The following is a 23,715-nucleotide window of genomic DNA, read 5'->3' as shown; positions in this document are numbered from 1 at the left end:
TAGCTACCTAAGCGGCCCCTTTACAGACCACACGGCACGCGGATCGCGCGGTCCATTTCCACGCCAATGAACCAGCCCAGCATCACGCATGGCCTGCAATGCACGGCGCACTGGCGGGGCCGACAAGCCCAGCGCCTCGGCAACATCACCCGTGGACATTGGCCGACCACTCATTTCTAGAGCAGCAAGCACATCCTCGGAATGACGAGGGAGACCACCCAGCACTTGGGCGTCTAAACGCTGTGTTGCGTTCAATGTAAGAACTACGCTGCCACTAGTTTGCGTATATACCGGATCAGCAAACCCAACCCGCCGCATACTTGCAAACATACGTCGGATTCCCTCACCCAGTTCCTGGCCAATGCGGAGCTCAGCGGTTACTCGCGCAATCAGAGGGTTGCGCGCAAAGCGGGCAATGGACTCCGGTTTAGTCGGATCTACAAGACCAGGGAAGCGCCCCGGGCTAGAGACCTCAATCCGGCTCGGGAAAATTTCGAAACGAATGTGATCCCCGACCATGCTGTACGAGCGATGCACCACCGCGTTGACCAACCCCTCAAGCCAAACGTCGTGAGGGATAAGGTTCTCATCCTCGAAAAGACCCGCGCCGGTGAGCCGTCGAGTATTTGGCAGCATTCCGCTAATTGCTTCCTGAGCTGCTTGAATCTGTTGCGGTATCGGACCATCAAAACGCTGGTCATCCATCAACTGCTGCATCTGGCCAGGCAATCGCTCGTCCTCGCCAAAACGTAAAACCCGGATGTGTGCGTTCGGGAAGAACTCTTGAGGATTGTGCCCGAAAAGCAATATCCCAGCAGCACGTGGCCTGCCTTCCCGGTCAATCAGGTTGCGCGCCTTCAGAGCATCTTCGGCACTCGAAGAACCAATGGTCTCGGCATAAGTCTCAACCAGATCCATGTTGAGATCGTTCGGGGTAGCGTTCGCGGGAACCGTGGCATCGTATTGCTGCTCACCCTTGGTGTAACGAAGCTCCAGAATGTCATCAGCCCTCAAGTGCTTCGTTTCATCACCCACTCGCAAGAAGCAGTCCCCTGACTTCAGGTAATGGACCCGCTCACTGGGCAAGACGTGGAAAAGATACACCTGCGTACGATCATCCACGTCGCACAACTCGATCTGGACGCGAACCGTCGGATCCGTGTGATCCAACGACGTCTGCCGCAGAGCATTGTCTTGGGTAGCGGTCGGCTTTCCTTCGAATTGCCGGTCCGAAATGCCAACCGCAATTACGCCGCCCTCAGAATTGGCCATGCCGACAATTGTCTTAGCCAAGTCCTTCGGCTTAATGCGGAAAGATTTGCGCTCGAACCACTGGTCTTCGGGGAACTGCAGAAGCTGGTTCGGCTCCTCGTGGATATTTCGCTGCACACTCACAATCTAACATTCTACTCGAAACATTTTCGAGTACGTTGTTTATCGCAGGTCAGAGGCTCGAAAGTTGTTTCTAGTAGGTTTCGAGTACGTTTCGAGTAGCTTCTTTCGCAACCTTGGAAGCCGATAGGTTAGCCTGAAAGAAAGCTATGCATATTCGCAATACCAGCGATGCTGGGGCGGGTGTGGCTGTAACGGTAGGCGTCACTAAGCAAAAGAGGGGTGAATCCGCGCGTGCGAACAGGCGAGCAACACATCGACACCGCCGCGTGGATGCAGGCCATCTTCAACCGCAGCGAGCAGGCAGGTACGCGTCGCGAGCGGACCAAACAGGCGTTACTGCGCGCCGGCATCGAGTTGATCGCGGAGGAACAGACGGACCTCTCTATCCTGGCGATCACCCAAAAGGCCGGGGTTTCCAACGGCAGTTTCTACAACTTCTTTAAAGACCGTACGCAGTTCTTCGACGCGGTCGCGGAGTACGCGGTTAACAACCTGGCCAGCATCTTTGATCTGGCGGCGGACCAGGATCTGGACTCGATCGATGCGGCGGCCATGAACATCCGCATCCTGGCGTATGCGCACCGACTGGTGCCAACGCTGTCGAAGTCGATTGTTCGCCGCTCCCCGGACTTCTACACCATGCCCAACGAGCTGGTGCGAAAGTTGCGCCAGCGGATCAGCGCGGGCGTGGACGACGGCTCCTTCCACGTGGCCAGCACCGAAACGGCTGCAGCGATTGTCTTCGGGGCAAACGCGATGCTGGGGCAGCGCCTGCACGAGGATGCGACGTTAAACAGCAGGACCGCCGGGGACGACCTAGCGCTGGATTTGCTGCGCATGCTGGGGGTTAGTGAGGAGCGCGCCCTGCAGGCCATCGCGCGGCCAATCGACGATTACTTGACGCCACCGCAATAGGCGCTGGGGCTAGTCCTCCCGTGCCACGCCGAAGCCGAATCGGTCTAGGAAGCGGTCTTCCTCCCGGCGCGTATCCCGCGAATGCTTAGTGATCCAATCCGTAATGCGCTTTTGTAGCTCTGGGTTCAGGGGTACGCACACCAAGTCGGAGCCTAGGATCCGCTCCCAGGTGGGGACCATAATTCCACGGTAGTTATGCCCGTGACCTGCGGGAGTTTGCTTAGAGTTCAGCATGTCCATGGCCACTTGCCAGCCGGTGGTAAACGGAATCCAGCGGAGCTTATCCACTACGTCGTTGTACTGCGTGGAGGGTGCGGCCACGCCCCGAGCTCCGGGCTCGCGTAGCCAGTCGGGTTCCTTCCAGAACAGATCAGTATCCCACCACACGATCGCATCGGAGGCGTGCTGCACCACGGCCATCCGCGGATGCTGCCACGCCTGGCCGTACTCCTGGCCGCGCCAGTCGTGGTCCAGGTGGTCGGCGTGGCTAATGAAGCGCACATGCCGACCTTGGTCATACAGCGGTAGCCGCTCCGGCGAGCCTTCGCCGCGGTTGGTGGTCATGTCCCTGATCATCGTGGTGAAGCGGGGCGCACCGGATAATACTGCCCCGTCTACCTTCGCGAGCATGTCCTCCAGCCCATCGAAGGCCGCCGCCGTGCCGTAGGCCCCCAAGGATTCGCCGGTCACAAACACCTTTGGTGGGTTGGTCATGCCGTCTAGCAGCTCAAACACGGCGTCAATAAGTAACTTGGCAGCGCGCACTGGGGTATCGCGGTCAAGCACATAGGCCACCGGCGACTGCACATAGGAGTACTGCATCGTCACGTTCACGCAGTTGCCGCCCGTGAGGAACTCGACGGTATCCAGCTGCCAGTCCGGTACCCATCCAGTGCCTGTGGAGGCGTGGATAACGATGGCCGAACGATGCAGGGCGCCCGTCCGCAGCAGTTCGCGTTTTACCAGTTCAACGATGCTCTCCAGCGTTCGTCCGGGGGCCAGTCCGCCGTAGATGCGGATCGGCTCGTGCACATCGTCCAGGCCCGTGACCTCCGTGATGTCGCGCGCCCTGGGGCCACCGCCGACGACCACGCGGCCTTGGGCGCCCAGGGAGATCCACCTTTCGTGTGACCACACCGAACCAGAACGCTCGGGCTCCCAAGGCTGCTGGTAACCCCAGTACACGCGGCGGTTTACGAGCTCGGCCTTCTCGTTGAACTTCTCGAGGAATTGCCGCAGCAGGATCTTGTCGGAGATGAGGTAGGCTATGACGCCCACCGCCCCGGCGGCCACAGGCACAGCAACGGGGGCGGGGACGAACCGGCGCAGCGAATGGCGGGTGAAGTCGAAGCTGGACTGTAGTAGCTCGCCGAGCAGCAGGAATGCGCCATAGCCGAGAGTGCTGACGGCCACTCCAACGAAGGCGGAGGGGGCGCCTAGGCGCTGGCTGTTTACCAACGCGGCGGACTCGCCCTGACGCTTGTAGAAGCGATAGGCCGCGACGGCTGTAGCCAGGGTAAACGCAGCGTGGATGGCACGGTAGGCCTCGCGATAGCCGGGTTTGTTCACCAGCTCCCGCAGGTCCAGGCCAGCGGCACGGAAGGCCGGAAGCACTGCGTTAGCGATGATGGTGCCGTTGAGGTGTCCGACCGCCTGAGACGTAGAGGCGTTACCGGCGACGGCCCACCAAGGGTGCGGCAGCAGCGAGGGCGAAAAGGCATTCCACATGCCGATTTCCGCGCCGATGATGGCGAAGCCACGGCGGGGATCCAGGGCATAGCGCCTGTTTAGGCGCACGCCTGGGAAGAGGTTGGCGTAGAGGTCAATTGCGCCGGCGGCGGCACGAAAGGAGTAGGACAGCGTGGTGAGGGAGGCCCACTTCGCACGCCGTTTTAGGCCCGGAAGGATTCTTCGCCGCGGATTACGCATGGGTGGTGGTCGGTTCTAGTGCTGGGCTCCACGCAGGGTGGTGTGCGTGACGTAGTACTCTTCGTAGTCCCGCAGGGTGCGGGCTTTCTCGTTGAGACGGGCCATCACGGCCTCGCGGGCGCTTTCGCGGTCGTTGTAGAAGCCCAACGGGTCACCAACACGGACTTCTTCGCCACGTTCTACCAGCATGTACGCCTTCCCCTCAGGGCCATCGATGGTTTGCTGCGTGCCGGTGAAGGGGTCGGTGTAGCGATACGTGGCGGTTGTGCTGGTCATAAGTCGTGGGGCTCCCTGGGTTGGGGTTTGCGGTTTGATTGGGCTCGCTCGCCCCACATTACTTGCAGCGGAGGGGGCACCACCACGCAAAGCTTAGAGAATATCTGGGTTACCAGGATCGGATTCGTGAACCCGGTGAAGAGTTGCATTCTTTCGACTATTTGTCGCCCTCTACAGCTTCCTCGAGTTCAGTGGTAGACGCATCACAGGTAGCAGTTGCGAACTCACCTGTTGCAGTATTCTCCGTTACGGTCTTTCCATCAACCAGAATCTTGCAGGTAACGGTACCGGTATCGTAAATACCGTTGGTGACGCTGAGATATGCACCGAAGAAGCCCTTAACGGTGACATCCTTCTTCCAACCGGCCGCGATTCCCGAGTCCTGCGTGGAGTCGCTATCGCCAACGTGGTAAGTAGCCGTCGCGTCTTGCGCATCACCTTCCACAACGTAGGTGAGGTTGTGCTCTTTCTTACTTTCCTTATCCATCTCGTTCGCCACGCCGCCTACGAGTGCCATGCAACCGCCCACGAAGAGAATGAAAAGAAACACCAAGGTGAGTGGAACCATGATTACCGCACGCTTGTACCACGTCTTCTTAGGCTGCTGTACAACGTAGACCGTCTGTTGCCCTTGCGGAAACTGCTGCCCATTCGGCTGCTGAGGGGCATTGCCACCGTAGGGATTCTGATTATTGTTCTGATGCGACAATCTTCTGTTTTCCTTTCAAAACCTCAACAAGACTGTCTTATCTTAATAAAACCTATGCGGCGTTTACTAACTACTCATACATATATTATGTGCAGGGTGCCCCCGGAGGTCCCAGGTTCTACGTCCGAAATAGTGCGCTGCTCTCTAGAGCTTCCCCTCGGCCAGCACGGTCCCACCCGGCGTGGCGCTACCGTCCATCGGCTCCTCGGTGACGCGCACCATCATCGTGTCCGCCGGCAGCGGCATCCACACGTTGTCGTGCGGATCCTGGCCAATCACGCCGGCTGATCGGGCGGCGCCGTTCTTGTTGATCGACCACACCTGGGCGCCCATGCCGTCCTTCAACTCGGGTGCACCGTTGACCATCGCCCCACCGGAATCCATCTCCGTCGAGACCACCACGTCCAGCGTCGACCCTTCGGCCTTCAGCGACACGCTGCGCACATCCCCCATCGCCATGATGGAGTGCATGTGGTCTTCCGCTTCGGCACCCTGCATCAGCTCATCGCCATTCGCACCCTGACCAGCTCCTTCGGAGTCCGAGAACACCTCCGGGACATCTCCTCCACCGTCTTCGCCGGACTGGTTGGTGTTGTTCTCCGCAAGGTCGGCGTTCTCACCGCCACCCCACAGCCCGCTGGTGATGCCCACAATCCCCACGCCGGCCAGTAGTACAACTGCGGCAGCCGCGGCAAAGGCAGTGCGCGCGAATCCACGGCGAGTCCCGCGCGCCTTCGACAAAGGCACAACGTTATCCGCACCAACCTCTTCACCCGGCGCGACCTGTGGATACTCGCCCGAAGCGATCGCATCCATGATGTTCGACTTCAACTGCGGCGGAGGCGCCACAGGTTCGGCCAACTCCGCCAGGTCGGCCTCTAGCTCGCCGAAGTCCGGCTTCTCGTCTTTCATCGGGCACCCCCTTCCGCCAGTGCGTCACGTTGTTCCTTGAGGATCTTCTCTAGCTTACGAAGCCCATCACGCACGCGCGTCTTCGCAGTTCCCAGCGGTACACCAGTGGCTTCCGCCAGTTCCGCGTGAGTCATGTCGCCGAAGTAGGCCAGCAAAATCGCGGTCTTGTGCGGCTCGCCCATGATCTCCAGCGCAGTCCGCACGGCGTGACGTTGCACATTCCTCAAGGCCTCGTCTTCCACGCTTTCTTTTTTTATTGACGCCACCAGGAAGGCCTCCCGGTCATCCCGTTTCAAGGTGGCGATAGCGCTTCGGACGCGATCAATGGCGCGGAGCCTCGCCCGGCGGAGGATCCATGCTTTGGCCGAGCCTTTGGCTGGGTCGAAGTCTGCAGCGTGCTGCCATACTTCGATGAAAACTTCCTGGGTGACCTCCTCTGCCTGCGCCTGATCGTGGAGTATCTGCAGGCTGAGGCCCAGAACAGTCGGGGCGATGTGGTCGTAGAGGCGTGCGAAAGCCGCCGCATCACCCTGCTGGGTGAGCAGCATCAAGCTCTCGAGAGTTTCTCTATCGACTACGGCCACCGTTTTCATCGTAGTGCCCCTGGGCCTACGACCTGCTAGCTTTCTACTTGTTCTGCTTGCCCTGCAGGTCCGGCATCATGCTTTCGTCGGTCTCCATCATGTTCTCGACCTTGTCTTCCATCTTGCCGTCCATCTTGTTGTCCATCTTCTCAGACATGGCGGGCTTGTCCGGAATCATGCTCTCCTCGGTCTCCATCATGTTCTCCGTGTTTTCCTCGGTCATCTTCTCCTCGGTCATCTTCTCTTCGGTCATCTTGCTCTCGCTGGTCATTTGAGAAGAAGAGGTTTCGCTCATCTTGGAGTCCGCAGAGTCATCGTCCTCGTTGCACGCAACCAGGCCCAAGCCCATCACGCCGGTCAGAGCTACGGCCATGGCGGCACGGCCAACGGAGAATCCGGCTGCGCGGTTAGCTGCAGAGTTAGTCTTGCGAATCATCATTTGTACTGCTCCTTCGGGGTAGCGATCGTATTCCACGCGACCCCGTCGCGGGGCCGCTTCATTGGTACATACGGCGCCCTCCCCCACACCGGATTGGAACTTCTTCAAAAAATTTTTTATCCAATCCGTTTTCCGCATGGGCTCCGTAGTCATTCACATAACTCGTTTGTATGAGCGCCCCGGCTACGCGCGCTGTGGGCGTCAATAAGAAAGAAGAAGGAGCACAACAACATGGGATGGGACATCGCGCTGATTGGGGTGATCGGCGGGTTGGTGACGGGCCTTTCGCCGTGCATTCTGCCGGTGCTGCCGATCGTGCTGGCGGTCAGCGCGGATAAGCGGCGCAAGCCGTGGCTGGTGGCGACGGGCATTGGGCTGAGCTTTACGCTGGTCACGCTGCTGGGAACGCTGATCCTCAGTGCGCTGGGGCTGCCGAAGGATCTGCTGCGTTGGGCGGGCGTGGTGCTGCTGGTGCTCGTGGGCGTGAGCATGCTGTGGCCCGCGCTGGGCGATCAGTTGGAACGGCCCTTCGCGCGGATCCGGATTCCGGGGTGGATCCAGCGGACCACGAGGGGCAGGGGCTCCGGGTTCGGCATTGGTTTGGCGCTGGGTGCGGTGTATTCGCCCTGCGCAGGGCCGGTGCTGGCGGCGGTGACCGTGGCGGGCGCTACGGGGCAAATCGGCTGGGGCAGCGTAGTGCTGGCGGTCAGCTTCGCGGTCGGCGCGTGTACGCCTTTGTTCTTCTTCGCGCTGGCGGGCAAGCAGATCGGTACGCGGGCGGACTTCGTGCGCTCCCACCGCAAGGGCATTTCCTATGGTGCGGGCGCGCTGGTGATCGTGCTGGCTGTGGCGATTGCGTTCAACGCTCCGGCGGCACTGCAACGGGCGCTGCCGGATTGGACTGCGGGAGTGCAGGAGCAGTTCAACGCTTCGGACAGGACCAAGAATGCTTTGCAGCAGGCCAACGGCGGTGGCGCTGGCAGCCTGGAATCTTGCCGTAACTCTGCGCCCGATAGGTTGCAGGACTGCGGGCCGGTGCCGGCCTTCGCTGGCCTGGAGGGTTGGCAGAATACCGAAGCGCCTGTGGACCCGCGCCATCCGGCGAAGGTGAACGGCAAGCGGAGCATCACCCTGGTGGATTTCTGGGCTTATGCCTGCATCAACTGCCAGCGCGCCAACGAGCACATAACCAAGCTGTACGACCGATACCGGGATAGTGGACTGCAGGTGGTAGGTGTGCACTCACCGGAGTACGCGTTCGAGCACGAGGCCCACAACGTTGCCGCCGCCATCCGCGACCAGGGCATCCACTACCCCGTCGCGCAGGACAATAACTTCACCACCTGGCGTGCCTTCAATAACCGCTATTGGCCTGCGCATTACCTGGTGGATCACACGGGCAAGGTCCGCCAGATCCACGAGGGCGAGGGCGCCTATGCGGAGACCGAACTCCTGGTCCGCGAGCTGTTGTCGGCGGCCAATCCGGGCATCAAGCTGCCTTCGCCGGTAGAGGAAGGTGGGGATTCTTCTAATGACGCCACCAGTTCCCGCCAGCGGAACCCGGAGACGTACCTGGGCACGCGGCGCGCGGAGTATTTTTCTGATCCCGCAGGTAAGTACAAGAACGGAACCCACGAGTTTGCGAAAGTACAGCCGGAGGCGCTGCACTACAGCTTGGAGGGCAAGTGGGAGTTGGCGGAGCAGTCCATCCGCCCGGTGGACAAACCGGCGGTGTTGCACCTGAACTACCAGGCCAGGCGCGTGCAGCTGGTGGTCTCTGGCCGGGGTGAGATCTTCGTGGCCTACGGCGACGGCACTACCCGCCACTTCCCCATCAACTCGGATGGCACGGTGGACATCCTCCGCGAACCCGAACAGCAACAGGGTGAGCTGAGCGTGCGGGCTGGTAAGGGCGTGGAGCTCTACTCGCTGACGTTTGGGTAGTGCTGGCGGGATCTGCGGTACCCCGCAGACCTTTCGCTACAAGACAGTCCGGCAGACAAGCGTTCGATTATCTCGCTGATTTACCGACTGGGATGTCCCACCCCGTCACTAAACTGACCTCTACACCCACCAAAAATGCCTTAGCACTTGCCCGCCATAGACAACTGCACAGCAGATCAGAAGGAACACGACATGACCGCCGACAACCGCACCGAAGATCAAAAAGTAGCCGCGGTCCGGGCCTCCATGACGATGGCCGGATACACCATGACAACCCGAGACGAAGAGGATGTCCGACGCATCCTCCGAGGAGAAATCACCGGCGACGAAGCTGTACTGGAAGTGTTGGAACGACACGGTTTGGGCGACAGCGAACGCGCCAAGTTCCTTCGTAAACGCATCGCCGAGAACAAGAAGGAAAAGCCAAACAGGCAAGAGTGATGGGCGGAATCAAGCGGTGGATGCGCCACGCTTGAATAGTTCGTTAAGTATTTCACGTGGGGTTGCGCCGCCGAGGATTTGTCGGGGTGTTTCGTTGAGCTCATTTTGCACCCACGCGACATGTTCGGGTGTGACGGTGGCAAAGTCGGTGCCCTTTTTGTAGAACCTGCGCCTGATCTCGCCGTTGGTGTTCTCGTTGGTTGGTCTCTGCCACGGTGAGTGCGGTTCACAGAAAAACACCTGGCAGCCGTCTTTAATCTGGACTTGTGCTGTGACAGCCATTTCTGCGCCTTGGTCCCATGTGATGGTCTTTAGCTGCTCGGTGTTGAGGTCTTTGACCATGTCCTGCAGGGTTGCGACCACGGTGTGTGAACTGTGCTCATCGGGAAGGTGTCCAAGCAGGGTGTAACGGCTGGTGCGCTCTACTAGGGTAATCAGCGCGCTTTTGCCACCTTTACCAATAACAAGGTCGCCCTCCCAGTGCCCGGGAATAGCCCTGTCATCAGCTTCCGGGCTGCGGTGGGTGATCTCAGCACCTTTGATCCAAGGGCGACCGGTTAACACGCCAGCGTTTCGGGCACGACGCTTGCGTGTTGAGCCGCCGCGGATAAGTACGTCTTTAGTCTTCATGACTTCTTCAAGCTCGGCTCGCAGGCTGCCTTTGCCTTGAATGTATAAGGCACTGTAGATCGCTTCGTGAGAGTGTCCGATTCTTTGTGTGCGGGGGGCTTGGGTTACAAGTAGTCCGCGAATCGGTCGGGGTACGCCACAGCTAGTTGGTTGATGGCTTGTTTCCACCCGGTGGCTTTCGCTCCTTCAATATAGCCGTTGCATTCGATGTCGCGTTTCGCTTTCTTCGCTCGCTGGGCGGCGCGCTTGTCTTCGATGTTGCAGATCATCAGCCACAGCGTTTTCAGCGCCGCAGTATCGTTCGGGAATTGCCCCCGGTTACGGGTAGCTTTCCGCAGTTCAGCGTTGAGCGACTCGATTGAATTGGTGGTGTAGAGCACCCGGCGTGCGGCCGGCGGGAACTGCAGAAACGGTATGAACCGCTCCCACGCGTCGCGCCAGACTTTGACCGACTGCGGGTATTTACGGCCCAGTTCACTGGCCTCGAAAGCATCAAGGCTGGCCCGGGCGGTGTCCTCGTTGGCGGCCGTGTAGACCTCACGTAGCGCACGGGAGACAGATTTGCGGTCCTGGTAGGACACCCACCGGTTCGCAGCTCGAATTAGGTGCACGATGCAGGTCTGCACCATAGAATTCGGCCAGGTTGCCTCCACGGCTTCCGGTAGACCTTTCAGCCCGTCGCAGCAGACGATGAACACGTCTTGGACACCCCGGTTGGCCAGATCCGCGCACACCGATGCCCAGAATGCAGCGCCTTCATTTTCAGCGATCCACAATCCCAAGATGTGCTTGATGCCGTCGATGTCGATGCCAACAGCCATGTAGCAGGCTTTGTTGACCACGCGGTGACCGTCACGGATTTTGACGCGGAGTGCGTCGAGGAAGATCACCGGGTAAAACTCGTCGAGCTGGCGGTTTTGCCAGATCATGACCTCGTCTAACACCGCATCGGTAATCGTGCTGATCGTATCCGGGCTCATATCCACCCCAAGCGTGGTTGCGAGATGGTGTTGAATATCGCGCACTGTCATCCCGCCGGCGTACAGCGAGACGATCATATCGTCGAGCTCTGTCAGCCGACGTGCGCCCTTGGGCACCATCTTCGGTGTAAACGTGCCGGCACGATCCCTGGGCACGGTCACTTCCACTGCACCGTAGCCAGAATTGACGGTCTTGGTGTACGACCCGTTGCGGTGATTGCTCTCCTGCGCGGCTTCCACCTGGGCTTTGGCCTTACGGTCGGAATGTCCGTAGCCCAAATGCGCATCCATTTCCGCCTGCAGACCAGCGTTGATCGATGCCTGCAGCAGGCCTTTGACCAAGTCGCTTGCATCATCAGCGGACGTCGACAGCTCGCTGATCAAGCTAGCGAGCTCAGGATTTTCCATCAGCTTCTCGCTGATCTCGTTGACCCTTGCCGGGTCATGGCCTTTCTTCGGTGACACAGCAGTCATTATCAGTGAAACTCCTTCTAGATCAGAGCCTCACACACAAACTTCCTGACACCCTCTCGCTTCGTGGGAAATACGCATGCTTTCATCATCGCTGAAAGCATGCTCAAGCCATGCACTAATGCGCCCAGGTGACCACCTGCGGGCAAGGCAATCGACTACTACACCCCGAAGCGTTGGGCTTTCATCGAGCTTGCGTAGTTTTGGCCGCACCATCCGACCAGCAGTAGAAACAGCAGCGTTGTGGGCGTTATACCGCAGCTGCTCTGTGCCGTCCTCATCGACGATCTTCCAACCATTACGGGTGATTTCACGAGCGACGACACTGTGGTGCCTATTTATTTTCTGCGCGATGGCTCGTGCCGAATCACCGACACGACATCCCGCTTCAATAGCAACACGGTCTTCAACAGTAAGCCTGCGACCACGCCCTACTAAGGCGTGTTTGTCGAATACGCCGCTAGGAAATCCATCAACGGCTTGAGTTTTCATCGGTGCTGGCATAACAGAATCTTTACCCAGCTTCTTGCCTGTATCTGGCAAAGACACCACCGCCTCATCAGGCGTTCGACGATGTCGCTGCCGGCGTAACTTCGCATACCGCTGCTTCCTTATCCACCCATACACGGTAGAAGGATGCACACCGATAGCATCAGCCACTGTCTGACAGCTCTCACCAGCAAGCACTCGCTCCACGGCCTGGGCACGTTCATCAGGTGACAAGTGGGCGCGTCTAGGCCGCACTTCGATTACACCAGCTTTCTTTAACCTGCTGTGAAGCAAGCCAGTCGATATTCCAACAGTCTGTGCTGCTTGACTGATCGACATACCTGCACGCACCAACCCAACAGCCTCACGGACAAACGGATCACGCAAACGACTCGCACGCCTGCCTGGAGGTTCGACACCTCTTACCCTCAACCAACCGTAAACCGATTCGGGGCCTACACCCACATCACGCGCGACCAGGCTAACTGCCTCGCCTGCCACCACGCGCTCAACAGCAGCATCCTTAACATCCTTCGGAGTCCAACGCGTCACAACTACCTCCCGGTCGAAGTGGCGCATTCACCCCTTGACAGCACGCCCGTTGCCACAACATCCAGGAGTCCAATTGTTTCATGCCGATTTAGAGCACTACTTAGCCATTGTTGAGCGGGTTTATGTTGCGGTGCAGCGGAGTGGAAGGCATAAACGAGAATGTTGACATCAGGAATGATCATCGAGTACCGCCCACACAGCTTCTTTGTTGCTGAGATCAACTAGAGCCGGTCCGCCGCAATCGAAGGAGGGCAGGTTAACGGGGGTGTCTTCGGTACTGATGCGGGCTTCCTTCTTGAGGGCAGCGCGGACCGCCTCTTCGACGTATGAGCTCAAAGTGACATTGTTGGCTTTGGCTTGGACCTTCGTTTCTTCAAGGAGTTTCGGCGGGAGGTTTATCGTCGTGCGCATACCTTTAGGGTAGAAAGCATCAAGTCATCATTCAAGAGGTGCAATGATGTATCTGCCTTCAGGAAGCCGTGAAAGGTTGACTGGTGTCTTAATTCAGTGCGAGCGTCAGGATCAGTACTCCGATGGAGAATGCGAGCATGCCTAAGCAGTTGATCCAGAATGCGCTACCGAGGAAGTGGGCGCGGACATGGGCTGCTGCGGCCGCGCAGAAATAGGCGATGACTCCAATCATGGCTGTGATTCCTACGCCGGGGAACCAGAGGCCGGCAATGAGTCCTACGGCGGCGAGGCACTTGATGACAATGAGCGCCCACCACCAGTCCTTGGGGAGTTTGACGCCGCTGAGGCAGGCTTCGATGAAGGGGACTGGTTTGAGGGAGAGGGCGGCGTCGCCAAGCAGAATGGCTGCTAGTAGAAGGGAGGGCCAGGCTGGGGAAGATTCTAGGATCATTGGGTTACTCCGAATGCGGTGTTGAGGCGTTCGATCGATGAGGCGGCTTGGGATGTGAGGTGCTCGGTGTCGTAGATTCCGGCGGCCCAGCCGATGAGTAAGCCGAGGTAGACGTTGTACAGCAGGTCGGCGTACTCGGCCGCATCGGCGCTGCTGAGCCTGGTGCCGAGTCGCAGGGTGATTTCATCGGTCAGGAGCGTTTTGAGTGCGGTGAGCGCTTCGCCTTGATTGCCTTGTTGGATGAGTGCTGCGCCAAAGGCGCGGGAGAGCTCTTCGTGGCCGGTAAACATCTGGAGGAAAGGTCTCAGGACATCGAGAAGGCTATCGGATTGTCCCCGGATGTCATCGTGGAGTTCTGAAATGTGTTGGCCAATGGTGCGGATGAGCAGCGTTTGTTTGTCGCCGACTCCCATGACGGTTCCCACGCTAACGCCAGCTTCGGATGCGATAGTCCGGATGCTGGTGGTGGCGTAGCCCTGAGTGAGGAAGAGTTCGTAGGCGGTGGCTAGGACCTTGCTGACGGTGCCAGCTTTGGCGGCCGAGCGCGATGAGTGAACGTGTTCAGTGAACATGTTCAAAAGGGTAGCTCTTGATGGTTTCGAGGTCAATGACGCCGAAGTGTTGACAGTTGGCGCTAGGCCAGCGTGGGGAAGACGCGGTCGCGCAGCAGGTGTGCAAGCTCGCGGTCGGGGGCTGCTGGGTTGACCCAGGCGGTGTCGCCGATTTCGGCGGCGGCATGGGGTTCGTCGGCGGTGACGGTGCGGGTGTAGGTGAAGATGGTGCCGACGACGACCTCGCCCGGTTCGTTGGCGGCGGGAGCGTCGAAGGTGCCGAGTTTGTTGAGGCTCTCGGCGTCGAGGGTGAGGCCTACTTCTTCGGCAACTTCGCGCAGGGCGGCGTCGACAAGCGCCTCGCCCGCCTCGGGCTTGCCGCCGGGCAGTTGGTACTTGGTGGAGGACTTCTTGCGCACGGTAAGCACGTGGCCTTGTGGGTTGCGGATGACGACGGCTGCTACTTCAATCATGGCTGCTGATTGTAGGCGGCCTAGAGCAGCGGCAGGAGCACGAGGGCGAGATTGAGTGCGATGACCAGCGCGGCAAGCGTCCAGCCCACGGCCATAGACCAGGGTTTCGCGGCGAACTCACCCATGACGTCCCGGGAGCCGGCATAGCGGAAAAGCGGGATGATGGCGAAGGGGATGCCCAGGGAAAGAAGTGCCTGGCTGACCACCAGTGCCATAGTGGGGTCGACCCCGCAGCCGATGATGACCAGCGCCGGGATGAGCGTGACCAGGCGGCGGACTAGTAGGGGGACCTTGATGTGAAGCAGGCCGTCCATGATTTCGGAGCCGGCGTAGGCGCCCACTGACGTCGAGGCGAGGCCGCTGGCCAGCAGGCCGATGGCGAAGAGAACGCCGGCCAGCGGGCCGAGGTGGCTGGCAATCGCCGTGTGGGCCCCGGAGATGGTCTCTGTGCCGTCCACGCCGTAGAGGGCCGAGCCCGCCAGGACCAGCAGGCCCACGTTGACGAGCCCGGCGATGGACAGCGCCACGGCGATGTCCGCGCGGGTGCCGGCCAGCACGTGGGGGATTTCCAGGTCGGGGTAGCGCTGCTTGGTCAGGGAGGAGTGTAGGTAAATGGCGTGCGGCATGACGGTGGCGCCCAACATGGAGGCGGCCAGCAGGATGCTGTCCTTGCCCTCTAGGCGGGGGATGAGGCCGCCGGCCACGTCGGCGGGGTCGGGCGGGGCGATGGCGAGGCCGGCAAGGAAGCCGATGCAGATGACCAGGAGCAGGCCGATGACAAGCCCCTCGAACCACTGGTTCTTCTTCTGGAAGATGAGGAGAATGATGGAGACCGCGCCGATGATGAGCGCGCCCGCGAACAGGGGGAGGTTGAAGAGGAGTTGCAGGGCAATGGCGCCGCCGATGACTTCGGCGAGGTCGGTGGCCGCGGCGATGAGCTCGGCCTGGGCCCACATGCCTAGGCGCGCGCGGCGGGAGAGACGCTCGCCCATGATTTCCGGCAGGGAGCGGTGGGTGACTAGGCCCAGTTTGGCGGAGTGGTACTGGATGAACATGGCCATGAGGTTGGCCACGACGAGTACCCACACCAGGAGGTAGCCGTAGTGGGAGCCGGCGCTGATGTTGGCGGCTACGTTGCCGGGGTCGACGTAAGCCACTGCAGCAACGAAGGCGGGGCCGGTGAGGCTGATTAAGGTCTTACGCATAGGCATCTCCATACCAAAAGTTCAACTACTTGAAGTCTAGTTTTCATCGCCATATGTTCAAGCCAGGGGGGCGGAATCAAGCGGTGGATGCGCCACGCTTGAATAGTTCGTTAAGTATTTCACGTGGGGTTGCGCCGCCGAGGATTTGTCGGGGTGTTTCGTTGAGCTCATTTTGCACCCACGCGACATGTTCGGGTGTGACGGTGGCAAAGTCGGTGCCCTTTTTGTAGAACCTGCGCCTGATCTCGCCGTTGGTGTTCTCGTTGGTTGGTCTCTGCCACGGTGAGTGCGGTTCACAGAAAAACACCTGGCAGCCGTCTTTAATCTGGACTTGTGCTGTGACAGCCATTTCTGCGCCTTGGTCCCATGTGATGGTCTTTAGCTGCTCGGTGTTGAGGTCTTTGACCATGTCCTGCAGGGTTGCGACCACGGTGTGTGAACTGTGCTCATCGGGAAGGTGTCCAAGCAGGGTGTAACGGCTGGTGCGCTCTACTAGGGTAATCAGCGCGCTTTTGCCACCTTTACCAATAACAAGGTCGCCCTCCCAGTGCCCGGGAATAGCCCTGTCATCAGCTTCCGGGCTGCGGTGGGTGATCTCAGCACCTTTGATCCAAGGGCGACCGGTTAACACGCCAGCGTTTCGGGCACGACGCTTGCGTGTTGAGCCGCCGCGGATAAGTACGTCTTTAGTCTTCATGACTTCTTCAAGCTCGGCTCGCAGGCTGCCTTTGCCTTGAATGTATAAGGCACTGTAGATCGCTTCGTGGGAAATACGCATGCTTTCATCATCGCTGAAAGCATGCTCAAGCCATGCACTAATGCGCCCAGGTGACCACCTGCGGGCAAGGCAATCGACTACTACACCCCGAAGCGTTGGGCTTTCATCGAGCTTGCGTAGTTTTGGCCGCACCATCCGACCAGCAGTAGAAACAGCAGCGTTGTGGGCGTTATACCGCAGCTGCTCTGTGCCGTCCTCATCGACGATCTTCCAACCATTACGGGTGATTTCACGAGCGACGACACTGTGGTGCCTATTTATTTTCTGCGCGATGGCTCGTGCCGAATCACCGACACGACATCCCGCTTCAATAGCAACACGGTCTTCAACAGTAAGCCTGCGACCACGCCCTACTAAGGCGTGTTTGTCGAATACGCCGCTAGGAAATCCATCAACGGCTTGAGTTTTCATCGGTGCTGGCATAACAGAATCTTTACCCAGCTTCTTGCCTGTATCTGGCAAAGACACCACCGCCTCATCAGGCGTTCGACGATGTCGCTGCCGGCGTAACTTCGCATACCGCTGCTTCCTTATCCACCCATACACGGTAGAAGGATGCACACCGATAGCATCAGCCACTGTCTGACAGCTCTCACCAGCAAGCACTCGCTCCACGGCCTGGGCACGTTCATCAGGTGACAAGTGGGCGCGTCTAGGCCGCACTTCGATTACACCAGCTTTCTTTAACCTGCTGTGAAGCAAGCCAGTCGATATTCCAACAGTCTGTGCTGCTTGACTGATCGACATACCTGCACGCACCAACCCAACAGCCTCACGGACAAACGGATCACGCAAACGACTCGCACGCCTGCCTGGAGGTTCGACACCTCTTACCCTCAACCAACCGTAAACCGATTCGGGGCCTACACCCACATCACGCGCGACCAGGCTAACTGCCTCGCCTGCCACCACGCGCTCAACAGCAGCATCCTTAACATCCTTCGGAGTCCAACGCGTCACAACTACCTCCCGGTCGAAGTGGCGCATTCACCCCTTGACAGCACGATGACCATGTCAATTGACTATGTGCGCTGGATTGGAATTGCAGCGTGGACCAGTGGTTTAGCCATCCCACGAAACTGCCTGGCGTTGGCTGTTCTTCCGGGGGATTCTCCCAGAAGAATCTTAATCCAGAGCGCCGGGGGACGCGCCACAACATTCGAGGACATTGAGCGTGAGTACACACATATCCAGTGGTTGCTAGCTGGAGCTCCTAGTGATGAATCTGTGCTGGATTATGTGAACCACCAGCAGCTCTGTTTAACGCATTATGACCTCATCGACCATGACTTCGCCATCCTGGATGTCAGCGATAGCGCGTGCGGGAGCAAAAACTACTCCTTCAGGCAGTCGTCTGCCGCTGATCGCCGCCCCGACTACAGTCCCAAGGAAGCATTAGCTGCAGCTCAGCGCCTCAGCAACTCCGCGATAGGATCGGCTCTTTCAGAACATATTCCTGCCTGGAATATGGCCGAGTCATTAGGGCTGCTAGCTCTTGCTATTCGTGAATACTTCACGGGCGCGGTAGTACGGAAACTTACTCGGAAGTATGTAAATGATCTTCGTTCGGATTCTCTAAACACCCAGGAAGTTCTCGGTTGTGGCCGCCTCGCCTATAGCGTGGCGTTTCAAGTTGATGATGACTCTGCAACCACCGCTCCGGTGATCACCCTGCACGTTCAGGAAGATGATCCTCTTTTCACAGAATCTGTGTTGAGGCACATCGTTGACCGGGCACAGGCTTTCGCTAGCGCATGTGGAAGTAGCGTTCATTGCGAGTCGGTATTCCACAACATCATTTTCCACCAGGCGTTCCCTAGCACCGTCCATGAACCGGATACTGAAGAAACACCAATCATTCTGTACCGAATCCCGCTCAGCGCTGAGCTTCTCCCTGTCCAATCCTTAACGCAGGTGTTGGGTGACAGCGCCGCCCGCACAGCCGATAACGCACTAAGAGAGCCTCCCCAACGGAGTTTGCTAAGTATTCGTCGACTTCCAGATAGCGGCATCATACGGGTACGCAGCTTCATCCCAGGAACAAGCATCGTCGATCGTGCAATTCACCGCGGCGGCTATCTCGCATCCTCGGAGCTTGTTTCTAAATTACAACAGGAAAAGGCGATGGCTGATCCTGATTGTCTCGCCGCAGCTGTAACACCGACGCTGATCTGGGAATCTCTCAGCACTTGGGGTCTCGCATCCGACAGCACCGCAGGTTCAGTGTGTTCCGTACTTAGCGTGCGTGCCAATAGCACCTCCGCTGTGGAAAGTTCCATTCATCAACCACTGCTGACAGTTGAGGTCGATGAGCAGGCGCCACTCGGCACCGTGGCACATGACGTGTGTGATGTTCTCGGTGACCTGGGCATCGATTCCTTGACGGACTTCCCGATTGAGTTACTGTGGCTCGATCCACCGAAAGAGGCCGACTTCAGCACCTCCTCTCCCAACGCTGCACCTCCACAGGCCACGTCGCTGGAACTCCCCATCTTATGGCCCCGTGCGTTAGGGGCACGATCAATAGCTGCCACAAATCAGGCACTCGCGCTCGCCGCCGTTCGCCGTGCTCTGCGCCACTGTTGCACCAAAGGCCTGTCATGGATCGGGGTAGCTCATGCTAGAAAAACCTCTGCCAGTGAGAGGCATCTGATTAAGGTGGCGGTCGCGTTCGAGTCTGAATACGCAGACAGAGTGGCCGTCAATCAGGAATTGACCCTCGCAGTGAATGCGGTTTTTGCCGAAAACTCTATCGGTTCACATGTCACGTGCGAGGTTATCGATGCTAACCAAATAACCGACGTTTCAACATGGGTCACGGCGGCTGGGTACCATCCCGTTACTGGTTTCCTGCCTGCATATATTCAGCTTGAACACCTCGACACCGGCTATGCACCAAATTCTTGATCGCTATCACCCGAGGTTTGATACCCATGCTGGGGTGGCCTGAGAATTAGGTTCAGTAGGCTTAAGCGACTGCCTGCTGCTTTTTCTTCCAATTCTCCGCATACCTGCCCGGGCTGAGATAGCCCAACACCGAGTGCGGATGTTCAGAATTGAACCGGCGCGATCACCAGTCAACCATGACCCTGGCGTGGGTGAGGTCCTCAAAAAGATTATCCTCACGTAGCTCGTCGCGCATCCGGTTATGCAATGACTCGACAAACCCGTTATGCCATGGTTGACCCGGCGAGACAAAAGCCATGAGCGCCTCATGCTCACTTGGTCCAGTCCCGCAAGCCACGTACCATGCCTGTCGGTACCCCACCGTCATCAGTGTATTGGCTTATACGGGCATTTGATGGGCCGAGATGACGCTGGACACCTACGCGGATCTTTTTGACTCAGATCTAGACCGGGTGGGGACTGAAATCGACTTCCTCATACGCAAGAGCGCAGCGTAGAAGAATCTTCGTGGAAATCAGTGTGAAGCAAAACAGTCAGGGCTTTGCTAGGAGTGTTCCCGGCAAAGCCCTGACCTGCGTTTTTAGTTGTGGAGCATAGGAGAATCGAACTCCTGACCTTCTGCTTGCAAAGCAGATGCTCTACCAATTGAGCTAATGCCCCTTGACTATCGAACCAAGCTTCCGAAACTATATCAGACGCTTTAATCTCTAGCGAAGAGTGTTCGATGGTGGGCCTAGGAGGACTTGAACCTCCGACCTCTTCGTTATCAGCGAAGCGCTCTAACCGCCTGAGCTATAGGCCCTCGAACGAGTAGAAACATTACCCACCAACCCGGACAATCACCAAATCGCCTGGTCAGTAGCGGTTTTTATAGCTGAATAGTGGGCGTCAAAAAGAACAAAAGAGCTAGCGATCCAGCTGGATGCGCAGACCGCCCAGAATGCTCGACGAGGCGTTGTAGATCAGCGCGGCGACGGGCGCCAGAAGAGTGAAGAGCACGACCTCGAAAAGACCAATGGCGACAACACCACCGAAGTACATGCCAGTGGACATGCCAGAGGAATCCGTCAGATCACCGATCAGCGAATCCAGACGGTCCCACGTGCCCGCAGCGCCGAGAACGATGTAGATCAACGCCATAGCCACAAACCACACCGCAAACAGCGCCAGGTTGAAGATGAGCGCCATCTTCAGGGCACTGATCGGCTCGATGTACGTGATGGTGCGCTGCACGCCGCGCTTAGCCGGGTTGCCGGGCTTGTTGGGCTTGCTGTTGGGCTGGGCGGGCTGGCTAGAGCTGGCCGGCTGGGTAGCCGCGTTAGTCTCCGGCGCCTTCTGTTCGGCGTTCGGCTCAGAGTTCGCAGCGGCCTGGTTCTTCACCGCAGCCTGATCCTGCACCGGCGCCTTGGCCTGCTCCGCCGGAGCGTTTTTAGCCTTCTCCGCGGTCGCTTTCGCGTTCTTTGCCTTCGCATTCTGCGCGTTCGCTGCGTTCTTGGCGCTCTTGGCCTTCGCGTTCTTGGCCTTCGCGTTCTTCGCGTTTGGCGGGGGCGTTTTGTGCGTCATCGCATCTCCGTACTCGGTCGTGCTCTTCAGTACTCGTTCGTACTCGGTCGTGCATTTTGTGCCTTATACGACAGTAGCCTAGCGGTATCGACCGCCAGGCTACTTCGGTTCACGGCTTACCCTGCAGGCCTACTCGGCCTGCCCGGGCTAATCGGACTACTCGGATTCCGTCTCCGCCTTCGCGGTGGCCTCGGCAGATTCCTCTGCCTCTTCCTCCACGTTGCGGTCCACAGCAACCAGCTCGTTACCCTTTGCCAGATCCACCAGGCGCACGCCCATCGTCGCGCGACCGCTGTGGCGGATCTGGCTGACCTCGGTGCGGATCACGCCACCGTTGGAGGTCATGGCCAGAATCTCGTCATCGTCGTTGACCGTCAGCGCGCCGATCAGCTTGCCACGCTTCTTGTCGTACTTAAACGCAACCACGCCCAGGCCGCCACGGCCCTTCGTCGGGTATTCCTCCATCGGCGTGCGCTTGCCATATCCACCGGAGGTAGCGACGAACAGGGAAGAATCCTCCGCCACGACCGTCAGGGCCAACAGCTGGTCCTCCTCGCGGAAGCGCATGCCCTTAACACCGGCGGTGGCGCGACCCATCGGGCGCAGCGTCTCATCATCAGCGGTGAAGCGCATAGCCTGGCCCTCTTCGGAGACCAGCAGCAGGTCGTCCTCGGCGGTGCACAGTTGCGCGCCGACCAGGCGATCGCCCTCGTTCAAGTTGATGGCGATCAGGCCGCCGGAACGGGCAGTGTCGTAATCCGTCAGGCGGGACTTCTTCACCCGACCATGTGCGGTAGCCAGCACCAGGTACGGGGCATCCTCGTAGGACTGGATCTGGATAACCTGGGCGATCTGTTCGCCCGGCTGGAACTCCAGCAGGTTAGCTACGTGCTGGCCACGGGCCGTGCGGGTGGCCTCCGGCAGCTCGAAGGCGCGCAGGCGGTACACGCGGCCGAAGTTGGTGAAGAACAGGATCGTGTCGTGCGTCGAGCAGACGAAGAAGTGGCGTACCACGTCGTCCTGCTTCAACTCGGCACCGCGCACGCCCTTGCCGCCGCGGCGCTGGCTACGGTAGCTATCCACCTTCGTGCGCTTCGCGTAGCCGGTGGAAGTGATGGTCACGACCACGTTCTCGCGGGCGATCAGGTCTTCCTCCGACACGTCGCCGGAAGCGGCGATGATCTGCGTGCGGCGCTCGTCGCCGTACTTATCTACGATCTCGGCCAGCTCGGTACGGACGATGTCGCGCTGGCGCTGCGGGGATTCCAGGATCGCCTTCAGGTCGGCGATGGTCTCCTCCAACTCCGCCAACTCGTCGATGATCTTCTGGCGCTCCATCGCGGCCAGGCGGCGCAGCTGCATAGCAAGGATGTGGTCGGCCTGTACCTCGTCGACGTCCAGCAGGTCGATCAGGCCGGTGCGGGCCTCATCCACCGTCGGGGAGCGGCGGATTAGGGCGATGACCTCGTCCAGCATGTCCAGAGCCTTCACCAGGCCGCGCAAAATGTGAGCGCGCTTCTCGGCCTCGTCCAGGCGGAACTGGGTGCGGCGCACAATCACGTCGATCTGGTGGTCCACGTAGTGGCGCAACATCTGGTCCAGGCGCAAAGTGCGCGGCACGCCGTCCACGATAGACAGCATGTTGGAGCCGAAGCTGGTCTGCAGCTGGGAGTGCTTGTACAGGTTGTTCAGCACCACGCGCGGCACAGCGTCGCGCTTCAGAGTGATGACGATGCGCATGCCCACGCGGTCGGAGGACTCATCGTCGATCTTGGAGATGCCGGCGATCTTGCCGTCGCGGATCTGCTCCGCGATCGAGGCCACCAGGTTGTCCGGGTTCACCTGGTAGGGCAGCTCGGTGATGATGATGACCTGGCGGTTGCCCTCTTCCTCAATGCTGGTCACGCCACGCATGCGGATGGAGCCACGGCCTGTGCGGTAGGTGTCCTGGATGCCCTTGTCGCCGACGATCAGGCCAGCAGTCGGGAAGTCCGGTCCCTTCACCCGCTCCATGCAGGCTTCCAGCGCGTCGGCTTCCTCTGCATCCGGGTTGTCAAGCAGCCAGTAGATGGCTTCCGCCAGCTCGTTCAGGTTGTGCGGCGGGATGTTGGTGGCCATGCCCACGGCAATGCCGCCGGAGCCGTTCATCAGCAGGTTCGGCACGCGGGACGGCAGCACGGTCGGCTCGGTAGTCTTGCCGTCGTAGTTGGGCTGGAACTCGACGGTGTTCTCGCGGATATCGCGCACCATCTCCATCGCCAGGGGCGTCATGCGGCACTCGGTGTAACGCATGGCGGCCGCGCCGTCATTACCGCGGGAACCGAAGTTGCCCTGGCCGTCGACCAGCGGATAACGCATGGACCACGGCTGAGCCAGGCGCACGAGGGTGTCGTAGATCGCGCTATCGCCGTGCGGGTGGTAGTTACCCATCGTGTCGGCGACAGGCTTTGCGGACTTCACATAGCTGCGCTCGGGGCGGTAACCGTTGTCGAACATCGCGTAGAGGATGCGTCGGTGCACGGGCTTCAGACCGTCACGGACTTCGGGCAGGGCGCGTCCGACGATCACGCTCATGGCGTAATCGATGTAGCTGGACTTCATTTCCTCCTGCAGATCGATCGGTGTGACTCGATCGAAGAGGTTGTCGCTACCGTTGTTGTCGTCGCTCACTGTTTTGAGAAGCCTTTCTGTTTAGCCTTCAGACCTATCC

General features: G+C 59.2%; 20 protein-coding genes, 2 tRNA genes and 5 pseudogenes. 4 read left to right on the top strand and 23 right to left on the bottom strand.

Annotation, left to right across the window (positions count from 1 at the left end):
- Positions 1–3: 3 nt before the first annotated feature.
- Positions 4–1,395 (bottom strand): RNA-binding domain-containing protein, encoded by a 1,392-nt coding sequence (locus CJEIK_RS00180; RefSeq protein ID WP_034964133.1) that lies wholly within the window; start codon positions 1,393–1,395, stop codon positions 4–6.
- A 231-nt stretch (positions 1,396–1,626) separates the two neighbouring features.
- On the opposite strand from CJEIK_RS00180, the gene CJEIK_RS00175 reads away from it, so the two are divergent.
- Positions 1,627–2,310, top strand: a complete 684-nt coding sequence (locus CJEIK_RS00175) for a TetR/AcrR family transcriptional regulator (protein WP_034964267.1) — start codon at positions 1,627–1,629, stop codon at positions 2,308–2,310.
- Positions 2,311–2,319: 9 nt separating this feature from the next.
- Here CJEIK_RS00175 and CJEIK_RS00170 read toward each other — a convergent pair whose 3' ends face one another.
- The 6 genes from CJEIK_RS00170 to CJEIK_RS00145 all read right to left on the bottom strand — a co-directional run bounded on the left by CJEIK_RS00170 (position 2,320) and on the right by CJEIK_RS00145 (position 7,159).
- On the bottom strand, positions 2,320–4,239 hold the full coding sequence (locus CJEIK_RS00170; protein WP_005292622.1) for an alpha/beta-hydrolase family protein: 1,920 nt from the start codon (positions 4,237–4,239) through the stop codon (positions 2,320–2,322).
- 15 nt (positions 4,240–4,254) lie between these two features.
- A complete protein-coding gene (locus tag CJEIK_RS00165; RefSeq protein ID WP_005292620.1) occupies positions 4,255–4,515 on the bottom strand; it encodes a hypothetical protein in 261 nt (86 codons plus the stop codon).
- 157 nt (positions 4,516–4,672) lie between these two features.
- Positions 4,673–5,224 (bottom strand): hypothetical protein, encoded by a 552-nt coding sequence (locus tag CJEIK_RS00160; protein WP_005292618.1) that lies wholly within the window; start codon positions 5,222–5,224, stop codon positions 4,673–4,675.
- A 144-nt stretch (positions 5,225–5,368) separates the two neighbouring features.
- Complete coding sequence (locus tag CJEIK_RS00155) at positions 5,369–6,136, bottom strand: anti-sigma factor (RefSeq protein ID WP_005292616.1); 768 nt, start codon at positions 6,134–6,136, stop codon at positions 5,369–5,371.
- Entirely contained in the window at positions 6,133–6,729 is a 597-nt protein-coding gene (locus CJEIK_RS00150; protein WP_005292613.1) for a sigma-70 family RNA polymerase sigma factor, read from the bottom strand. Before CJEIK_RS00150 ends, CJEIK_RS00155 begins: the two co-directional genes overlap by 4 nt.
- Before the next feature lie 34 nt (positions 6,730–6,763).
- Positions 6,764–7,159 (bottom strand): hypothetical protein, encoded by a 396-nt coding sequence (locus CJEIK_RS00145; protein ID WP_111711826.1) that lies wholly within the window; start codon positions 7,157–7,159, stop codon positions 6,764–6,766.
- A gap of 231 nt (positions 7,160–7,390) precedes the next feature.
- Between CJEIK_RS00145 and CJEIK_RS00140 the strand changes: the two genes are divergently transcribed.
- Together CJEIK_RS00140 and CJEIK_RS00135 are read left to right on the top strand one after the other, a co-directional pair.
- Complete coding sequence (locus tag CJEIK_RS00140; protein ID WP_005292608.1) at positions 7,391–9,103, top strand: cytochrome c biogenesis protein CcdA; 1,713 nt, start codon at positions 7,391–7,393, stop codon at positions 9,101–9,103.
- A 192-nt stretch (positions 9,104–9,295) separates the two neighbouring features.
- Positions 9,296–9,544, top strand: a complete 249-nt coding sequence (locus CJEIK_RS00135; protein ID WP_011272790.1) for an antitoxin VbhA family protein — start codon at positions 9,296–9,298, stop codon at positions 9,542–9,544.
- 9 nt (positions 9,545–9,553) lie between these two features.
- On the opposite strand, the pseudogene CJEIK_RS00130 reads toward CJEIK_RS00135, so the two are convergent.
- From CJEIK_RS00130 to CJEIK_RS00080, 11 genes and pseudogenes are all read right to left on the bottom strand, one after another.
- Positions 9,554–10,246, bottom strand: a pseudogene (locus CJEIK_RS00130) (IS30-like element IS1513 family transposase); the annotation flags it as partial.
- Positions 10,247–10,278: 32 nt separating this feature from the next.
- A complete protein-coding gene (locus CJEIK_RS00125) occupies positions 10,279–11,628 on the bottom strand; it encodes an IS256 family transposase (RefSeq protein ID WP_005297400.1) in 1,350 nt (449 codons plus the stop codon).
- Between the two features lie 57 nt (positions 11,629–11,685).
- A pseudogene (locus CJEIK_RS00120) lies at positions 11,686–12,224 on the bottom strand (IS30-like element IS1513 family transposase); the annotation flags it as partial.
- A gap of 19 nt (positions 12,225–12,243) precedes the next feature.
- A pseudogene (locus CJEIK_RS00115) lies at positions 12,244–12,453 on the bottom strand (helix-turn-helix domain-containing protein); the annotation flags it as partial.
- A 381-nt stretch (positions 12,454–12,834) separates the two neighbouring features.
- Complete coding sequence (locus tag CJEIK_RS00110) at positions 12,835–13,077, bottom strand: YlcI/YnfO family protein (protein WP_005292604.1); 243 nt, start codon at positions 13,075–13,077, stop codon at positions 12,835–12,837.
- 88 nt (positions 13,078–13,165) lie between these two features.
- Positions 13,166–13,528: a DoxX family protein gene (locus CJEIK_RS00105; RefSeq protein WP_005292602.1), complete on the bottom strand. Its 363-nt coding sequence runs from the start codon at positions 13,526–13,528 to the stop codon at positions 13,166–13,168.
- Entirely contained in the window at positions 13,525–14,100 is a 576-nt protein-coding gene (locus tag CJEIK_RS00100; RefSeq protein WP_005292598.1) for a TetR/AcrR family transcriptional regulator, read from the bottom strand. Before CJEIK_RS00100 ends, CJEIK_RS00105 begins: the two co-directional genes overlap by 4 nt.
- A 62-nt stretch (positions 14,101–14,162) precedes the next feature.
- On the bottom strand, positions 14,163–14,552 hold the full coding sequence (locus CJEIK_RS00095; protein WP_005292595.1) for an NUDIX hydrolase: 390 nt from the start codon (positions 14,550–14,552) through the stop codon (positions 14,163–14,165).
- 20 nt (positions 14,553–14,572) lie between these two features.
- A complete protein-coding gene (locus CJEIK_RS00090; protein WP_011272788.1) occupies positions 14,573–15,757 on the bottom strand; it encodes an Nramp family divalent metal transporter in 1,185 nt (394 codons plus the stop codon).
- Positions 15,758–15,833: 76 nt separating this feature from the next.
- Positions 15,834–17,053, bottom strand: a pseudogene (locus CJEIK_RS00085) (IS30-like element IS1513 family transposase).
- A gap of 19 nt (positions 17,054–17,072) precedes the next feature.
- A pseudogene (locus CJEIK_RS00080) lies at positions 17,073–17,282 on the bottom strand (helix-turn-helix domain-containing protein); the annotation flags it as partial.
- A 264-nt stretch (positions 17,283–17,546) separates the two neighbouring features.
- Here CJEIK_RS00080 and CJEIK_RS00075 point away from each other — a divergent pair.
- On the top strand, positions 17,547–19,442 hold the full coding sequence (locus CJEIK_RS00075; RefSeq protein ID WP_256639788.1) for a hypothetical protein: 1,896 nt from the start codon (positions 17,547–17,549) through the stop codon (positions 19,440–19,442).
- Positions 19,443–19,605: 163 nt separating this feature from the next.
- Here CJEIK_RS00075 and CJEIK_RS11335 read toward each other — a convergent pair whose 3' ends face one another.
- The 5 genes from CJEIK_RS11335 to gyrA form a co-directional block, all read right to left on the bottom strand.
- Positions 19,606–19,740 (bottom strand): IS3 family transposase, encoded by a 135-nt coding sequence (locus tag CJEIK_RS11335; RefSeq protein WP_011272785.1) that lies wholly within the window; start codon positions 19,738–19,740, stop codon positions 19,606–19,608.
- A 289-nt stretch (positions 19,741–20,029) separates the two neighbouring features.
- Positions 20,030–20,102, bottom strand: a tRNA-Ala gene (locus tag CJEIK_RS00070).
- A gap of 65 nt (positions 20,103–20,167) precedes the next feature.
- Positions 20,168–20,244: transfer RNA gene (locus CJEIK_RS00065), tRNA-Ile, on the bottom strand.
- Between the two features lie 104 nt (positions 20,245–20,348).
- The gene (locus tag CJEIK_RS00060) at positions 20,349–21,005 is read right to left on the bottom strand and encodes a DUF3566 domain-containing protein (RefSeq protein WP_005292583.1); all 657 of its coding nucleotides are present in this window, start codon (positions 21,003–21,005) and stop codon (positions 20,349–20,351) included.
- A 156-nt stretch (positions 21,006–21,161) separates the two neighbouring features.
- Complete coding sequence (gyrA, locus tag CJEIK_RS00055) at positions 21,162–23,675, bottom strand: DNA gyrase subunit A (RefSeq protein ID WP_005292581.1); 2,514 nt, start codon at positions 23,673–23,675, stop codon at positions 21,162–21,164.
- Positions 23,676–23,715 lie beyond the last annotated feature (40 nt).

Source organism: Corynebacterium jeikeium (assembly GCF_028609885.1).
Lineage (GTDB): Bacteria > Actinomycetota > Actinomycetes > Mycobacteriales > Mycobacteriaceae > Corynebacterium > Corynebacterium jeikeium.
This window is presented reverse-complemented; position numbering and strand designations above follow the sequence as displayed.

What these genes read in the sequence shown, in the direction of transcription:
- CJEIK_RS00170 (WP_005292622.1), bottom strand. Translation starts at nt 4,239, where the DNA reads ATGCGTAATCCGCGGCGAAGAATCCTTCCGGGCCTAAAACGGCGTGCG.
- CJEIK_RS00165 (WP_005292620.1), bottom strand. Translation starts at nt 4,515, where the DNA reads ATGACCAGCACAACCGCCACGTATCGCTACACCGACCCCTTCACCGGC.
- CJEIK_RS00155 (WP_005292616.1), bottom strand. Translation starts at nt 6,136, where the DNA reads ATGAAAGACGAGAAGCCGGACTTCGGCGAGCTAGAGGCCGACCTGGCG.
- CJEIK_RS00150 (WP_005292613.1), bottom strand. Translation starts at nt 6,729, where the DNA reads ATGAAAACGGTGGCCGTAGTCGATAGAGAAACTCTCGAGAGCTTGATG.
- CJEIK_RS00145 (WP_111711826.1), bottom strand. Translation starts at nt 7,159, where the DNA reads ATGATGATTCGCAAGACTAACTCTGCAGCTAACCGCGCAGCCGGATTC.
- CJEIK_RS00140 (WP_005292608.1), top strand. Translation starts at nt 7,391, where the DNA reads ATGGGATGGGACATCGCGCTGATTGGGGTGATCGGCGGGTTGGTGACG.
- CJEIK_RS00135 (WP_011272790.1), top strand. Translation starts at nt 9,296, where the DNA reads ATGACCGCCGACAACCGCACCGAAGATCAAAAAGTAGCCGCGGTCCGG.
- CJEIK_RS00125 (WP_005297400.1), bottom strand. Translation starts at nt 11,628, where the DNA reads ATGACTGCTGTGTCACCGAAGAAAGGCCATGACCCGGCAAGGGTCAAC.
- CJEIK_RS00110 (WP_005292604.1), bottom strand. Translation starts at nt 13,077, where the DNA reads ATGCGCACGACGATAAACCTCCCGCCGAAACTCCTTGAAGAAACGAAG.
- CJEIK_RS00105 (WP_005292602.1), bottom strand. Translation starts at nt 13,528, where the DNA reads ATGATCCTAGAATCTTCCCCAGCCTGGCCCTCCCTTCTACTAGCAGCC.
- CJEIK_RS00100 (WP_005292598.1), bottom strand. Translation starts at nt 14,100, where the DNA reads ATGTTCACTGAACACGTTCACTCATCGCGCTCGGCCGCCAAAGCTGGC.
- CJEIK_RS00095 (WP_005292595.1), bottom strand. Translation starts at nt 14,552, where the DNA reads ATGATTGAAGTAGCAGCCGTCGTCATCCGCAACCCACAAGGCCACGTG.
- CJEIK_RS00090 (WP_011272788.1), bottom strand. Translation starts at nt 15,757, where the DNA reads ATGCGTAAGACCTTAATCAGCCTCACCGGCCCCGCCTTCGTTGCTGCA.
- CJEIK_RS00075 (WP_256639788.1), top strand. Translation starts at nt 17,547, where the DNA reads ATGTCAATTGACTATGTGCGCTGGATTGGAATTGCAGCGTGGACCAGT.
- CJEIK_RS11335 (WP_011272785.1), bottom strand. Translation starts at nt 19,740, where the DNA reads ATGGCTTTTGTCTCGCCGGGTCAACCATGGCATAACGGGTTTGTCGAG.
- CJEIK_RS00060 (WP_005292583.1), bottom strand. Translation starts at nt 21,005, where the DNA reads ATGACGCACAAAACGCCCCCGCCAAACGCGAAGAACGCGAAGGCCAAG.